The sequence below is a fragment of the Fundicoccus culcitae genome (assembly GCF_024661895.1).
In the GTDB taxonomy this organism is placed as follows: Bacteria; Bacillota; Bacilli; order Lactobacillales; family Aerococcaceae; genus Fundicoccus_A; species Fundicoccus_A culcitae.
Genome location: NZ_CP102453.1, coordinates 2448502 through 2464007, shown reverse-complemented (window position 1 = coordinate 2464007; position 15506 = coordinate 2448502). Strand labels below are relative to the sequence as shown.

The following is a 15506-nucleotide window of genomic DNA, read 5'->3' as shown; positions in this document are numbered from 1 at the left end:
GGAGTAACAAAGGAATCGAAAGGAGGCGATAATGATGGTGAAGAAAAAAGTGGCACCTACGATGGGCTGGTCCCCTGAGGCAGAAGATGAAATCAACGATGCGATTGTTGAAAGTAATAGCATGAATGGCATTCAATGCGTCAATTGTGTTGAAACAGATTTTCATTTTATCGACTCCGAAGATACCGTCCAAGCAATCATCTCGGCCTTAAACGAAGAAAAATAATCCAACCTAAGCCTTCTCTTCATGAGAAGGTTTTTTATTTGACTCCCCTGTCATTTCAATTTATAATGAATTTAATTGACGTTCAATTATTTGATTGAACGTTTTAAATAAATATCACTACCCATAGGAGTTAACTTGCATGAATGATATTACTATCTACACCACACCCACTTGTCCCTACTGCAACATGATGAAAACATTTCTAATTAATAATGATCTGCCGTTTAAAGAGGTTGACGTCACCTTTAATCCCGTGGCCATGTTTCGTCTGGTAAAGCAAACAGGGAAATTGACCGTTCCGCAAACCAACATTAATGGCGAGTGGGTCATCGGTTATGATTTACAAAAAACGTTAAGTCTAGTTAAATATTAGATGACAAGGTGATTGACAGCGATATTTAGTTAGAGGGTTTGATATAATGAAAGGGAGGTGAAGCGAATGGACAATCAAGAAGCAACACAGTATAACGAGCAGCTGTTTTTGCAGTATGCGCGCATTGGGAAGTCGCTGTCGAGTGAGCGGCGGCTGGAGATTTTGAATTTGTTGACGAATGGGGCCAAGTCGGTTGAAACGATTGCCAATAATACGGGCATGAGTGTCGCCAATGTGTCGCGGCATTTGCAAATTTTGTTGGACGCGAATTTGGTAACGTATAAAAAGCAAGGCAAATATGTGATTTATTCCTTAGCCAGCGAGGATGTCGAGGTCTTTTTGCGCGCTTTGTGGAAAATTTCGGAAAATCAATTATCGGAGGTTTCGCGCTTGAAGCATGATTTCCACGAAGACTATGCGGATGTGCAAACCATTTCGCAAAATGATGTCTTGGAAAGAGTCGCCAATGGAGACATGACGGTTTTGGATATCCGTCCACGCGAGGAATATGAGAGCGAGCATATTGATGGCGCCCTATCCGTTCCCATGGAAGATTTGGACACCTTTTTACTCGACGCCTCCAAAAATTCGCAGTTTGCCGTCTATTGTCGCGGCCCTTATTGCATCTACACAACGCAGGCCGTCGATCAAATGTTGAAACAAGGCTTCCAAGCTTACCGCATCGAAGAAGACGTCTTCGAATGGCAAGCCGCCAAATAAATATCTGCTTTTCCAGCATGTCCTCAGACTAGAAAGTCGGGTGGCATGCTGTTTTTGTGTGGTGAATGGGGTTGGGAGTGCGGGGGTTGGGAGTGCGGTTGGGGGGGCGGGCGGCTAGGTGAATTGACGGTTGACGGACGTCCCGGCGAATTGACGTCCGCCATTTCTTCATTTGCTACTGTGATTCAGCAATATTCAGCTTATTCCCCAACTTGCCGGACGTCGTTGTTGCGGGACGTCCGCCATTTGCGGTTGCCGGTCGTCCCGGTGTATTGACGTCCGCCATTTCTTCATTTACTACTGTGTTTCAGCAATATTCAGCTTATTCCCCAACTTGCCGGACGTCGTTGTTGCGGGACGTCCGCCATTCGCGGTTGCCGGTCGTCCCAGTGAATCGACGTCCGCCATTTCTTCATTTGCTGCTGTGTTTCAACTTTTTCCTGCTTATTCCCCAACTTGCCGGACGTCGTTGTTGTGGGATGGCCGGCATTGACGGTTGACGGTCGTCCCGGTGAATCGACGTCCGCCATTTCTTCATTTACTACCATGTTGCAACTTTTTCCTGCTTATTTCTTAACTTGCCGGACGTCGTTGTTGCGGGAAGGCCGGCATTCGCGGTTGCCGGTCGTCCCGGTGAATCGACGTCCGCCATTTCTTCATTTGCTACTGTGCTTCAACTTTTTCCAGTTTATTTCCCAACTTGCCGGACGTCGTTGTTGCGGGAAGGCCGGCATTCGCGGTTGACGGTCGTCCCGGTGAATCGACGTCCGCCATTTCTTCATTTGCTACTGTGCTTCAGCAATTTTCTGCTTATTCCCCAACTTGCCGGACGTCGTTGTTGTGGGATGGCCGGCATTGACGGTTGACGGTCGTCCCGGTGAATCGACGTCCGCCATTTCTTCATTTACTACCATGTTGCAACTTTTTTCTGCTTATTTCTTAACTTGCCGGACGTCGTTTTTGCGGGATGGCCGCCATTTGCGGTTGCCGGTCGTCCCGGTGAATTGACGTCCGCCATTTCTTCATTTGCTGCTGTGTTTCAACTTTTTTCAGCTTATTTCTTAACTTGCCGGACGTCGTATTTGCGGGAAGGCCGGCATTCGCGGTTGACGGTCGTCCCGGTGTATTGACGTCCGCCATTTCTTCATTTACAACTGCGCTTCAGCAATTTTCAGCTTATTTCCCAACTTGCCGGACGTCGTTTTTGCGGGAAGTCCGCCATTCGCGGTTGCCGGTCGTCCCGGTGAATTGACGTCCGCCATTTCTTCATTTGCAACTATGTTTCAACTATTTCCTGCTTATTCCCCAACTTGCCGGACGTCGTTTTTACGGGAAGTCCGCCATTCGCGGTTGCCGGTCGTCCTGGTGTATTGACGTCCGCCATTTCTTCATTTGATACTGTGATTCAGCTTTTTCCAGTTTATTTCCCAACTTGCCGGACGTCGTTTTTGCGGGAAGTCCGCCATTCGCGGTTGCCGGTCGTCCCGGCGAATTGACGTCCGCCATTTCTTCATTTGCTACTGTGTTTCAACTTTTTTCAGCTTATTTCTTAACTTGCCGGACGTCGTTGTTGCGGGAAGTCCGCCATTTGCGGTTGCCGGTCGTCCCGGTGTATTGACGTCCGCCATTTCTTCATTTACTACTGGGCTTCAGCAATATTCAGCTTATTTCCCAACTTGCCGGACGTCGTTGTTGCAGGAAGGCCGGCATTCGCGGTTGACGGTCGTCCCGGTGTATCGACGTCCGCCATTTCTTCATTTACTACCATGTTGCAACTTTTTCCTGCTTATTTCTTAACTTGCCGGACGTCGTTGTTGCGGGAAGTCCGCCATTCGCGGTTGCCGGTCGTCTCGGTGAATTGACGTCCGGCAAACACCGGCTTTCCTCGGATATAGTTCTACCAAACGCCGGCTTCCCTCTGAATTATTGTTCCGGTAACTCTCTGAATAGGATGAGAATCGCCATAACGCCAACCTTCCTCCTCTCCCGCTAAAAACCCAATCATTCAAATTGACAAAAGAACGAAATGGGTTTATAATTAAATCATTCAATTAAACAATTGAATGTTAAGAGATATTTATTAGAGGCTTTTAACATTTAGGGGTTGGGAGGAGAATTCGGAATAGAAACGAAGACATATGATGTGATTATTATCGGCGCGGGGCCGGCGGGCTTGACGGCTGCCTTGTATACGTCGCGGGCGAACTTATCGACTCTGATGATCGAGCGAGGCTTGCCGGGCGGGCAAATGACATCAACGGAATTGATTGAAAATTATCCTGGCTATGAAAGTATTTTGGGAAATGATTTATCAACTATGATGTATGATCACGCTTTAAAATTTAATGCAGAATATACTTATGGTGATGTGGAAGAAATTATTGATGAAGGCGATTGGAAAAAGCTGCTGGTGGGCACAGATATTTATTATGCGAAAGCAGTCATCATTGCTTCGGGCGCGGAGTACAAAAAGCTCGGGGTGGATGGCGAGGCGGAATTGTCGGGGCGCGGGGTGTCCTACTGCGCGGTTTGTGACGGAGCATTTTTCAAAAATAAAGAATTGGTTGTGGTGGGTGGCGGTGATTCGGCGGTTGAGGAAGGCGTTTTTCTGACGCGGTTTGCGGATAAAGTAACGATTGTTCACCGACGCGATGAGTTGCGGGCACAAAAGATTTTGCAACAACGCGCTTTTGATAACGACAAGATTGACTTTGTTTGGAATAGTACGGTGAAGGAAATTGTTGAAACGGATGGTGTGGTGGGGCAAGTCGTGCTTGAGTCCACGACGGATCACAGCGAAATGATTAAGGAAGTTGATGGCGTTTTTGTTTATATTGGCATGTCGCCGCTGTCCTCGCCTTTTGCCAATCTCAACATCACCACGCCCGAGGGCTACATTGTGACCAATGAAAATATGGAAACAGCTGTCCCTGGGATTTTTGCCGCGGGCGATATCCGCGACAAGCAAGTTCGCCAAGTTGTCACCGCCGCCGGAGACGGTAGCGTCGCAGCCCTTGCTGCTCAACGCTACATTGAATCTTTATAACCCCAATAAATATCACTGAATAAAAAGGAGACTTATTAATGAAAAATAATATTACAGTATATACAACGAGCACTTGCCCTTATTGCGAAATGATGAAACGCTTTTTAACGCATAACAATTTGGAATTTACTGAAGTCAACGTTCAAAAAGACCCGATTGCTGCTAATCGTTTAGTGCAAGAAACGGGTCAATATGGTGTTCCACAAACAAATATTAACGGCGAATGGGTTCTAGGTTTTGACCAAGCCCGTGTGATGCAGTTAGTGAAATAAGCGTCGTAGTCCTGGCTTAAGATTTAAACCAAACCTGCGGATGTCTAACAATCGACATCCGCAGGTTTTTTGTTTGGGAAGGAATGTGTGGGGTGGTGGGGTTGATTGGTGGTATAGAAGGTGGTTGGCTGTGCCGGCTGATTTGATTGCTGGCTTTTAGCAGAAATTTGGTGTAAGTGGGATGGGTATTACCGTAAAATAGGCTACAATAAGGCTAATCGGTCATGAAATTAGGTATTTGATGACCGATTAGCTTTATTCGGTCACGAAATCAGGTATTTGATGACCGATTAGCTTTATTCGGTCACGAAATCAAGTGCTTAGTGACCGATTAGCTTTATTCGACTGTCTTTCATTTCCAGCTTACAACGAGCGGTTATTGATTGCGATAAATCAAGGCTATAAAAAGCTGCTTTTCTTCAATGGATCATCACAATTTGAAATTTTTGCAGGAATCTCTAGTTAAAAATAATTTATCTGGTCACTGCTCTGATAGCAGTGGCCAGAATAGCACTTTGCGGGTCACTGCTCTCTTAGCAGTGGCTAGATTAAGCAATTACCAAATAATTATTGTGAATTTCTTCTTTAGGTGGACTATCATAGACTGGCAGTCACTTACAACCATCCGCCTCTCACGTCACTCTCTGGCGGTTGGGACTTGCCATCCGCCTCTCACGTCACTCTCTGGCGGTTGGGACTTGCCATCCGCCTCTCACATCGCTCTCTGGCGGTTGGGACTTGCCATCCGCCTCTCATCTCGCTCTCTGGCGGTTGGGGGTAAGCAGGAAGTGAGCAAACGTTAAATAAATCTAATCAATCACCAAATACCTAATTTCATGACCGAATAGCCTAATTTGTAGTTTATTTTATGGTCACACATTTCCCGCTTAGGTTCACGCACACAAGAAGCGTACGCGCCTAATAATGAGGTATCTTCTTAAAATTATCCTAGTTTAGTATGATGAAATCATCAACAATAAGGAGCGATGATAATGATCGATTTTACTGTACCAGAAACACTTTACTTGATGCCTCAATTCTCTCCAGGAAACCAAGCACTTCAACGACTCTTAGCCTTGATTCAATCGAGTGCCGTTTTTGTACGCGATAAGTCAGCTGCTTATCTATTTTGTAATAGTAAGAAAAAGGTCTTACGAATTATCTATTGGGATGGTCAGCGTTTTATTGAGCTGATTTATCGTATAGATGGCGGCGTCTTCCAATGGCCAACGACAGAACCAAAATTTATGGAAATTTCTCTCTTTCAAATCGAACGATTATTACGTGGAGATAGCTTGAATCCACCGCTAAAATCTTCTTTTATTTTCAACGATTAATCGCTATATTTACTAGTAAATATACCATGAATATGGTACAATAAACTTAGTGAAAAGAGGTGATATTCATGACAAAAGAAGAATTAGAAATCTTAGAAAAAAATAAAATTATTGAAGAACAAGCCTTGGAAATTAAACATCTCCAACAAGACTTAAAAGTAGCCAATGATAAGACCGATGCGTTAGCCCTTCAATTAGAAGAAATGACACAAAAAATGTTACACTTCCAAAAATTATTGTTTGGCCGTAAGAAAGAAACACATGTTCCTAATGGACAGGCCGCTGCTGACACGGGTGAGGCAACGAACGGATCATCAGGTGACACGAGTTCTAACGAGTCAGATGATGAAAAAAAAACAAAAGTAAAAGGCTACACCCGCCGAAAAAAATCCGTCGGAAGAAAAACTGAGATTCTAGATCAATATCCTCAAAAGGATATCAATTATTATTTATCTGAAGAGGAACAGGTGTGTCGTGATTGTCATCATTCTCTATCGTACGTCGGGTTAGCGAGTATCACGCGTGAACTCAAATTTATCCCAGCTACTTTAGAATGTATTAATCATCGTCAACACAGCTATAAATGCGACCACTGCTCGTCTCAAAAAGATACCGATCAATTTGTTAAATCGAAATTACCCGCGCAACCCTTTAAGAATAGTTTTGGTTCTGCTTCGATGATTGCCGAAACTGTTTATCAAAAATATGAACTTAAGGTACCCGCTCACCGCCAAGAACAACACTGGCGTAAATTAGGGTTCCCTTTATCCCGCACATCTATTTGTCGGTGGCATATTGATGCCAGCAAATATTATTTAGGGTTTATTTTCCAAGCCTTTCATGCGGAACTTCAAAAACAAGATATTGTTCATGCGGATGAAACTACTTATCGTGTCCTTGAAAGCAAGAAGAGCCGAACGTATTACTGGGTGCTTCACAGTTCAAAACACGTGGAAAATAAAGTCATTTGTTTTTCACATCACGATGGGCGTAGTGGCAACTTGTTTAAAGATGTCATTGGCAATTTCCACGGGACCATCCACTGTGATATGTATGTGGTCTATCGAAATGCGAGTGACTCCTCTGACGACCTCGAACTCGCTGCTTGTTGGGCACATTTACGGCGAAAATTTCACGAAGCCAATGTGGTTATCAAGGGACAAGGGGAGACGCCGGTTAGCGAAATCATGGAAATGATTAATAAAATCTTTGAAAAAGAGCGTGAATGGGCGTCATTATCGATTGTGGATCGACTTAAAAAGAGACAGAGGATTCTCAAAAAATTATTTAATGAGCTATTCACTTTTATCGACCAATGTGCCGCTAATGGTAATCCCATTGGTAAATTTAGTGAAGCGCTTGTCTATGCCCAAAATCATCGGACACGATTCTATACGGTTCTAAACGATGGACGTCTAGAGTTAAGTAATAACGCTGCTGAACGCGCCATACGAACTGTGGTCATGGGGAGAAAGAACTATCCATTTGCGGCGACTTTTGATGGTGCCCAAGCGGGGGCTGTTCTTCTCTCACTGATTGAAACGGCTAAGCTGCATCGCGTGGATGGGAAGCAATATATTGAATACTTACTTACCCATCTACCGAACATCATCGATATAACAAACGCAGATTTAAGCCGCTATCTGCCTTGGACCGATGAGATCCAAGAAGCGTGTGGGCTTAAAAAGGTAATTGGTGATGCTGGTTATAACAAAGCAGCCTGATATCAAACCACCTAACCCAGATTGTTTATCTGTCTGGGTTAGTTTAGCATGTCCACTTTTTTATTCATAGATACCTCACTATTAGGCGCGTACCAAGAAGCGACATTTCCTGCGTGCGCCTGGGCTCGCGCTCACAACAACTGCTCCAATATGTGTGCGCTCACCATCACGCTCACAACAACTGCCCGAATATGTGTGCGCCGTCGTAAGTGAGAAAACAAGTGATTGACCGTCAAACTAAGATTAGTCCATCTAATAAGGATCATTTTAATTGATGGCGAAACCGTTTGGGAGCTGCGCCATCTAATTGAATTGATGGCGAAGAGGATGATGAGCTTCGCCAACTAATCGAATTGATGGCGAGGAGGGAGGCAGGGGTCGCCACCACCCCACCTACTCCACCACAAACGCTTGGTAAGGAATTCTCACGGCTAGGCCGCTTTCGTCATAGCTATAATCGGTGCCATCCAAGAATTCGCGGCCTTGGCCGGCGTTGTAAGCAAGCTTGAACATGGCTTCACCCATGGCTTGTTGGTCTTGGGTGACACTGCCTGACATGATGCCACGTGACACCAAATCCAAAGCTTCTTCCGTGCCATCGACGCCAAAAACCGGAATAAATCCGCCCGCACCGTCCCCATCCGCACTCCCCCCGTCCGCACTCCCCCCATCTGCACTACCCCCATCCGCACTACCCCCATCTTGCCCTAAATTAAAGCCTTCTTCTTGCAAGGCGACAATGGCGCCGGCTGCCATGGAGTCATTGTTGGCAAACACCACGTCGATGTTATCGATGTCAGTTGCCAACCAGCCTTTCATCGCATCATAGGCTTTGTCGGCATCCCAAGAAGCAATGACTGACCCAAGCTCGGCCACCTCAATCCCGGCTTCCTCCACCGTCTTCACTGAATGGATGGTACGCAAAGTAGCTTCCAAATTGTTTTCATCGCCACTCAACATGACATAATCCAGCACGCCATTGCCGTTGCGGTCATAAGCCGGATCGCTCAACCACAAGTCCGCGATCATCTCACCTTGGATAATCCCGGCTTCCAGCGCCATGGAACCCACGTAACGCGCGCCTTCATAGTCGCTATAGGACGCCAGCTCCGACTCGCGGTTAAACAAAATGATTGGCAAGCCAGCAGCCTCAGCCTTCCCCACTGCGATATGCGCACATTGCGTGTCGACAATATTCACCAGCAACACATCCACATCGGCTGCAATCAGCTGATCAATTTGCTCAAATTGCAAAGCCTGATCATTTTGCGAATTAAAGGTCAGCGCCTCCACATTATCGTACCCCGCCACCAACCGCTCAAACGCCATCCGCACCGACGTAATGTAGACGTCGTCAAATTTATAGTAGACAACGCCGATTTTAATGTCCTTGTCCGCCGCAAAAACCGTTCCATCAACGGCAAAAACACTTAAAACCAACATAATAAATATCACTGCTTTTCTCATTGGGTGACCTCACTTTCGTCAAGAGGAAAATTAATGGTGACTTCGGTACCGTAATCCAGTTCGCTATTAATGGTAACCCCATAGTTTTTACCATAATAAATTTGCAGCCGTTGATGAACATTAATTAAACCTAAGCCCATCTTGCCACTCGGTTCCCGTAGGTGGGCACGGATTTCGGCTAACTTTGTTTCTTCGATGCCGAGCCCGTTGTCTGAAACGGTTAACAAAATTTGGTCCTTGTCACGATGGACCGATACACTAATTTCACCCATGTCCACCGTACGGGAAACACCATGGTAAATGGCATTTTCAACCAGGGGTTGCACGACCAACTTAATCACCTTGCACTCACGGAGTTCCGCAGGGATATTTATTTGGTAGGTGAACTGGCCTTTGTAGCGTAAGGACTGGATGACGAAGTAGTGCTCGACTTGTTCCAGTTCGCGACCGAGGGTGATGATTTCTTGGCCTTTGCTGAGTGAGATGCGCAACATTTTGCCGAGTGAGCGGACCATTTCGGAAGCGTCTTGGTTGTTGCCGCGCTCAATCATCCATAAAATCGATTCGAGGGTGTTGTATAAAAAGTGCGGCTGGATTTGAGCTTCCAGGGTATTGCGCTCACTTTTACGCAAAGCTTTCTCCTCGGCTTGAATCCGCGACATCAAGTAAAGAATCGTGTCGACCATTTGATTGTAGGATTGTGTCAACATATTGGCTTCCTGATAGGTATTGGAAGCTTGCAACTTGGTGTTATCAATGTATGAGTCAGTGATATTTTCACGGTTCAAGGCCTGCATTTTACCAACGATATTTTCTAACGGACGCGAAATATAATTGGACGTGATAAAAGAAATATAGGCAATAACCACAATCAAAACAATAAATATCGCTACCGACGACCGGAGAATGGCATTTAAGGACGACTGAATAAGGTCGTTGATATAGGAAATATGCACCACGGTCCAGGGCGTAATGCCTAGACGGCTAGTGGCTACCACAAAATCGTTGGCCGGTTCGACAATTAAACGATTGATTAGGTTTTGATCTTGGAGGGTTTGATGAATTTCCAAGGTTCTTTCATTGAGATTATCCGGTGTGTAAATAATTTCACCCGCTTGATTAATAATGTACGAGTCCCCGTAAGTCGTGTTAAATTCCGCTTTGTAGTAGCGTTCCAACAGGTCTTCATGAAAGTCGGCTATTAGAATGTACTCCTCTCCATCATGGAGAAAAGGCACCGTGACCGAAATAACTTTGATATCATTTTGACGATAAATCGTTTGTTGATGGGGAACGGAATACAAAGACTGGTCAAATTGCTTGTCGGCTTCATACCAAGCTGCGGTTAAGGGTTGGACCGGCCCATCATCATCGGCCAGTCGCCGATAAGATGGAGCATAAGCGTAGACCTCCCCTGCTGCATCGACAATAGTAATGGAGTCTAGGTCTTGATTTAAACTAACCGATGAGTCAATCAGTTCCTGCATGGCTTCCAAATCATGGTCGTAGAGTTGCAACTCAATGGAAACTGCCCGCAGTGTATTGTCCATATTAAAAAACATATTTTGCAAGGACTCGCTGGCTTGCATGGCATTGATTTGAGTGGTTTCGGCGGTTTGATCAATTAGCAAGTTTCTTTGAAAAACATAGGACACCCACAAACCCACAATTAAAACAATGGCCGCTAAAATCATGAGCACCGCAAAAATTAGGCGTTGCAAAGGTTGAATTTTTTTAGTCAATCGACGCATACACTCACCTATTTCTTGTGGTCTTGCCGCATTTGCCGAGGCGAAATACCAAAATATTTTTTAAAAGAATAAGAAAAATAATATTGGTCTGTATAGCCAACTGCTTGGGCAATCTCATGGATTTTTGCATTCGTGGTCAATAACAATTCTTGGCCTTGCAGCATCCTTTTTTCAATTAAATGCTCTTTAAAGGTTTTGCCGGTTTCTTTGGTAAATAAAGTCGATAAATAATTGGGCGTAATAAAGAGTTGGTCGGCTAACATTTGCTGGCTAAATTCAGGATTTTGAAATTGGTCAGCAATCATGCGCAAAGCTTGTGACGTAATACTTTCTTTGGTTTGGTCATGTTTGGTTTGAATTTCTTTCAAGATATTCAGCGATATTTGTTTGAAGTTGTCAATAATCACGTCGGTAAATTGACCGCGGGAGGCCAGAAAATAGTCCAGTTGCTGATTGATAAACAAACTGTTGACGTCAACGACCACCGTTTCATAATATAAACGAGTCAATTGGCCAACCAAACCTAACAAAACGGAAAAGACGAAAGAGCTTTGAAAATGGTTGTCATGGACATAGTCGCTAAATTGTTGAATCGCTTGCGTTAACTTGTCAGCTTGCCCTAGTCTCACGGCGCGCACAATGTCTTCGATAATTAAATCGGTCGTTTGGATATTATAATTATCATGACTTTCGACATCCGAAATAGTAATCTGGGTAAACTCCGGGTGGGTGCTGCCATATTCAAGGGCGTTCAAGGTTTGGCGATACAAATGATTCAAGTTAGACAGTTTATCGGTCGTTTCAGAAATCCCCATCACCGCATGCACATTAAATAATTTATTTAAGGATTGACGAATGTCGGTTAGGAGAATATCCAAAGTGTTTTCAAAAAAAGTTTCCTTGCCGTTTAGGATTAGCATGATCGATTGATTGTAGCGGAAAACTTCCCCTTGCCCGTAGCGGTCGATAATCCGCTCGACGGAAGAGGTGTAGGATACCCAGTCGATTTCTTTGTAAAAAACGATATCCTTGGTATAAGTGCTCACTTCTTCATTCAAATACAAGCCACTTTCTTCGGTCAAAACGATATTGACCATCACATATTGCGGTCCATTTAAACGTACTTGATAGAGTTGCGCTTGGTTGGCCAGGTGACCCTCGTCACTTGAAAAATAGGTATTATTAATCAAGGAAATTAAATACGTTCGCCGGGTCGCATCCAGCGACTGCATATATTGTTGGGTCAAGGAATTAATATCGGTCGCCTGCCGACGGTCAGCGTCAATGGCGTTGGACACCCGTTGCAAGGCCGCATACAAGTCCTCCACCGAGACCGGCTTTAATAAATATTCGTGAATATTCCAGCGGAAAGCCTCTTGGGCATACTCAATATTATCAAAACCCGTGAGGATAATAATTTTAATCGTCGGATCAATAATTTGGATATGTTGCGATAATTCCAGGCCGTCCATCACCGGCATCCGAATATCGGTGATGACGACATCAATTTTATTTTCTTCAACCAAAGTCAGCGCCTCTTGCCCATTGGACGCATCGCCCACCAATTCAAAGCCCGCTTCAGCCCAGTCGATGACATTAACAATCGATTGGCGCACTTCTTCTTCATCATCGACAATAATTAAACGTTTCATTTTAAACCCCTTTCTTCGAAAAATTGCTCACTTTAAGTTTAAATAAATATCGCTTAATTAACAATGAAATTACCAAAAGTGTAGATTATTCTATCTCTTTTGTAGATTTTTCTTAAATTCAGCGGATTTTTTAAATAATTTCGACTTGTTACAACCACTTTAGTGAATATTTTTTATAAAATATCCACAAAAACTCCATGGTTAAAATTGATAGCGTTTCCTATACTGTAGTTAATAAATATTTAGGAGGATGGTTATGCGCAAATTTATGTCAGCTTTTATGGCATTGGTGTTAACGTTGGTATCTTTTGGAGGATTCAGTCAAGTTCAAGCACAAGAACCGCAAACGTTTGAAATTGGAGTTGCTATTTATCAATACAATGACAACTTTATGACTTTGTATCGTGAAGAATTAGGTAACTACTTCACTGAGTTAGGTGAAGCTGATGGCAATACTTACAATGTCGATTTCCAAGATGGTCAAAATAACCAAGCAACGCAAACAGAACAATTGAACAACTTTATTGCTCAAGGGAAAGATTTAATTATTGCTAACTTAGTGGATCCAACAGGTGCAGAACAAATTATCTTATCAGCTCAATCAGCCGATATTCCCGTAATTTTCATCAACCGTGAACCAGATATTTCAACCATGGAATTATGGCCAGGTAAAACAACCTATGTTGGGGTAGATGCGCGTCAATCAGGTGTGTTCCAAGGTGAAATCATTGCTGACTTAGACAATCATGGTGACCTTAACGGCGACGGCGTGGTAAGTTACTTAATGATTATGGGTGACGCTGGTAACGTTGATGCTGAACAAAGAACCCAATACTCTATCGAAACATTAGAACAAACGATTCCTACGGCTAGCTTAGGTGAACACCAACGCGGTAACTGGGACCAAGCACGCGGACAAGAAATTGCAGCTAACGCTTTAAGCCAATACGGTGAAGATTTAGAAGTTATTTTCTCAAACAACGATGGTATGGCATTAGGTGCTGTTCAAGCCATTGATGGCGCAGGCCGTGTGATTAACGAAGATATTTACATTGTTGGGGTGGATGCTCTTCCAGAAGTGGTTGAATTGATTACAGCTGGTAACTTTACTGGTACCGTCTTAAATGACCACTTCAACCAAGCGCGTACAGCTGCTGAAGTTGCTGTTAGATTATTAAACGGTGAAGAAGTTGCTCCTTACTTCTGGCATGATTATGTTAAAGTAACTTCTGCTGAAGAAGCTGAGTTAAAACGTTTAGACTTTAACGAAGAAACAATTGAAGAATACCAACAACGTTTAGAAGAAACATATGGTAGCGCAGAGTAGTAACTAGATTGATTTGATACGAGGCGTCAGGTGATTGCTTACTTGGTGCCTCTGTTTTTTTAGGAGATGTGCATGATGAATGAAATTATTCTAGAAATGAAAAATATCAACAAGGCGTTTCCAGGTGTGCAAGCCTTGGATAACGTGCAGCTGACCTTAAGGAAAGGTACCGTTCATGCTTTAATGGGTGAAAACGGAGCCGGAAAGTCTACCTTAATGAAGTGTTTGTATGGTATTTATTATAAAGATAGTGGCGAGATTATTTTTGATGGCCAAGAAGTCAATTTCTTGAATTCAAAAGCGGCGATTGATGCGGGCATTTCAATGATTCACCAAGAATTACAACCTATCCCGATGATGACCGTGGCTGAGAATATCTTTTTGGGTAATTATCCTAAAAATGGCTTATTTGTTGACCATGATAAAATGAATGCTGAAAGTAAACGCTTTTTAGATATTGTTGGTTTGGATGTTCCACCTGATACCTTGTTGGGTAATTTAACGATTTCACAACAACAGTCGGTTGAAATTGCTAAAGCCATCTCACATGACGTTAAAATTGTCATTATGGATGAACCAACGTCCTCCTTAACCTCTACCGAAGTTGAAAAATTATTTGATATTATCCGTACATTGACATCCCAAGGCATTGCCATTATTTATATTTCTCACAAGATGGATGAAATCTTAGAAATTTCAGATGAGGTCACTATCATGCGAGACGGTAAGTATGTAGCAACGCATGACGCAAAAAATTTAACGAAGGCGCAAATCATTCATGATATGGTTGGGCGTGAATTAGTCAATCAGTTTCCGGATCATGTCGATGAATCAACGGATAAAGTGCTCTTAGAAGTGAAAAATTTGACGTCACCGAATGTTTTATCCTTTAAAGATTGTTCTTTTCAGCTAAAACAAGGCGAAATCCTTGGTGTGGCTGGCTTGGTTGGTGCTCAACGATCGGAATTAATGGAAGCTGTCTTTGGTTTAAGAGATGTTGAAGCTGGTGGCCAAATATTGATTCGGGGCGAAGAAGTCGAAATTAAATCCCCACAAGATGCCATTAAAAATAACATGGCTTTTGTGACGGAAGACCGACGCCATTCAGGTATTTTTGGTGTTTTACCGGTTGCCGATAATATTACCATTGCCTCAATTAGAAATTTCCAGAAACCAACCGGCTTACTGGATGAATCAGCGATGAAAGAAGTAGTTGATCATGGGATTACCTCCCTGCGCATTAAAACCCCTTCAGCTAAAACGCGCATTGAAAACTTATCGGGTGGTAACCAACAGAAGGTTGTTTTATCTCGCTGGTTAGCAACTTCACCTGATATTTTGATCTTAGATGAGCCGACACGGGGAATTGATGTGGGGGCTAAATATGAAATTTATGAAATTATCGACGCCCTTTCTCGTGAAGGCAAGTCGATTATAATGATTTCTTCTGAAATGAGTGAAATCATGGGAATGTCAGACCGGATTATGGTGATGTGTGAGGGGCGCATTTCAGGTTATTTAAGTCCTGAAGAAGCCACTCAAGAGAAAATTATGGAATTAGCCACTGCCTTTATGCATACATCAGAAGCAGTTATTGAAGAGGTGAATTAG

The 15506-nt window shown here is 43.6% G+C and carries 20 protein-coding genes; 16 read left to right on the top strand and 4 right to left on the bottom strand.

Features of this window, described 5'->3' with window-relative positions; translation table 11 throughout:
• Positions 1–31 precede the first annotated feature (31 nt).
• From NRE15_RS11195 to NRE15_RS11170, 6 genes are all read left to right on the top strand, one after another.
• Complete coding sequence (locus tag NRE15_RS11195) at positions 32–226, top strand: hypothetical protein (protein WP_313792965.1); 195 nt, start codon at positions 32–34, stop codon at positions 224–226.
• A gap of 139 nt (positions 227–365) precedes the next feature.
• Complete coding sequence (locus tag NRE15_RS11190) at positions 366–599, top strand: glutaredoxin family protein (protein ID WP_313792964.1); 234 nt, start codon at positions 366–368, stop codon at positions 597–599.
• Positions 600–665: 66 nt separating this feature from the next.
• The gene (locus NRE15_RS11185; RefSeq protein ID WP_313792963.1) at positions 666–1319 is read left to right on the top strand and encodes an ArsR/SmtB family transcription factor; all 654 of its coding nucleotides are present in this window, start codon (positions 666–668) and stop codon (positions 1317–1319) included.
• A gap of 45 nt (positions 1320–1364) precedes the next feature.
• On the top strand, positions 1365–1595 hold the full coding sequence (locus tag NRE15_RS11180; RefSeq protein ID WP_313792962.1) for a hypothetical protein: 231 nt from the start codon (positions 1365–1367) through the stop codon (positions 1593–1595).
• Positions 1532–1819 carry a hypothetical protein gene (locus NRE15_RS11175; protein WP_313792961.1) on the top strand — a complete coding sequence of 96 codons (288 nt, stop codon included), beginning with the start codon at positions 1532–1534 and terminating at the stop codon, positions 1817–1819. The genes NRE15_RS11180 and NRE15_RS11175 overlap by 64 nt, the downstream gene beginning before the upstream one ends.
• Complete coding sequence (locus tag NRE15_RS11170) at positions 1809–2063, top strand: hypothetical protein (RefSeq protein ID WP_313792960.1); 255 nt, start codon at positions 1809–1811, stop codon at positions 2061–2063. Before NRE15_RS11175 ends, NRE15_RS11170 begins: the two co-directional genes overlap by 11 nt.
• 41 nt (positions 2064–2104) lie before the next feature.
• Here NRE15_RS11170 and NRE15_RS11165 read toward each other — a convergent pair whose 3' ends face one another.
• Complete coding sequence (locus NRE15_RS11165; protein ID WP_313792959.1) at positions 2105–2233, bottom strand: hypothetical protein; 129 nt, start codon at positions 2231–2233, stop codon at positions 2105–2107.
• A gap of 30 nt (positions 2234–2263) precedes the next feature.
• On the opposite strand from NRE15_RS11165, the gene NRE15_RS11160 reads away from it, so the two are divergent.
• The 8 genes from NRE15_RS11160 to tnpC all read left to right on the top strand — a co-directional run bounded on the left by NRE15_RS11160 (position 2264) and on the right by tnpC (position 7698).
• Positions 2264–2449, top strand: a complete 186-nt coding sequence (locus tag NRE15_RS11160) for a hypothetical protein (RefSeq protein WP_313792958.1) — start codon at positions 2264–2266, stop codon at positions 2447–2449.
• A 58-nt stretch (positions 2450–2507) separates the two neighbouring features.
• Complete coding sequence (locus NRE15_RS11155; RefSeq protein WP_313792957.1) at positions 2508–2693, top strand: hypothetical protein; 186 nt, start codon at positions 2508–2510, stop codon at positions 2691–2693.
• Between the two features lie 58 nt (positions 2694–2751).
• Positions 2752–2937, top strand: a complete 186-nt coding sequence (locus NRE15_RS11150) for a hypothetical protein (protein WP_313792956.1) — start codon at positions 2752–2754, stop codon at positions 2935–2937.
• 58 nt (positions 2938–2995) lie between these two features.
• Positions 2996–3181, top strand: coding sequence for a hypothetical protein (locus tag NRE15_RS11145; protein WP_313792955.1), 186 nt, complete (start codon positions 2996–2998; stop codon positions 3179–3181).
• A 260-nt stretch (positions 3182–3441) separates the two neighbouring features.
• Positions 3442–4365, top strand: coding sequence for a thioredoxin-disulfide reductase (gene trxB, locus NRE15_RS11140; protein WP_313794994.1), 924 nt, complete (start codon positions 3442–3444; stop codon positions 4363–4365).
• A gap of 38 nt (positions 4366–4403) precedes the next feature.
• Positions 4404–4637 (top strand): glutaredoxin family protein, encoded by a 234-nt coding sequence (locus NRE15_RS11135; protein WP_313792954.1) that lies wholly within the window; start codon positions 4404–4406, stop codon positions 4635–4637.
• A gap of 992 nt (positions 4638–5629) precedes the next feature.
• The gene (tnpB, locus tag NRE15_RS11130) at positions 5630–5974 is read left to right on the top strand and encodes an IS66 family insertion sequence element accessory protein TnpB (RefSeq protein ID WP_313792953.1); all 345 of its coding nucleotides are present in this window, start codon (positions 5630–5632) and stop codon (positions 5972–5974) included.
• A gap of 68 nt (positions 5975–6042) precedes the next feature.
• Positions 6043–7698, top strand: coding sequence for an IS66 family transposase (gene tnpC, locus NRE15_RS11125; protein WP_313792952.1), 1656 nt, complete (start codon positions 6043–6045; stop codon positions 7696–7698).
• A gap of 393 nt (positions 7699–8091) precedes the next feature.
• On the opposite strand, the gene NRE15_RS11120 is transcribed toward tnpC, so the two are convergent.
• Genes NRE15_RS11120 through NRE15_RS11110 form a run of 3 tightly spaced genes read right to left on the bottom strand, consistent with a single transcriptional unit; the run spans position 8092 to position 12568 of the window.
• Complete coding sequence (locus NRE15_RS11120) at positions 8092–9165, bottom strand: galactose ABC transporter substrate-binding protein (protein WP_313792951.1); 1074 nt, start codon at positions 9163–9165, stop codon at positions 8092–8094.
• Positions 9162–10916: a cache domain-containing sensor histidine kinase gene (locus tag NRE15_RS11115; protein WP_313792950.1), complete on the bottom strand. Its 1755-nt coding sequence runs from the start codon at positions 10914–10916 to the stop codon at positions 9162–9164. Before NRE15_RS11115 ends, NRE15_RS11120 begins: the two co-directional genes overlap by 4 nt.
• A gap of 8 nt (positions 10917–10924) precedes the next feature.
• Complete coding sequence (locus NRE15_RS11110; protein ID WP_313792949.1) at positions 10925–12568, bottom strand: response regulator; 1644 nt, start codon at positions 12566–12568, stop codon at positions 10925–10927.
• 256 nt (positions 12569–12824) lie between these two features.
• Between NRE15_RS11110 and NRE15_RS11105 the strand changes: the two genes are divergently transcribed.
• Both NRE15_RS11105 and NRE15_RS11100 read left to right on the top strand, forming a co-directional pair.
• Positions 12825–13895 (top strand): galactose ABC transporter substrate-binding protein, encoded by a 1071-nt coding sequence (locus NRE15_RS11105; RefSeq protein ID WP_313792948.1) that lies wholly within the window; start codon positions 12825–12827, stop codon positions 13893–13895.
• A gap of 75 nt (positions 13896–13970) precedes the next feature.
• Complete coding sequence (locus NRE15_RS11100; RefSeq protein WP_313794993.1) at positions 13971–15506, top strand: sugar ABC transporter ATP-binding protein; 1536 nt, start codon at positions 13971–13973, stop codon at positions 15504–15506.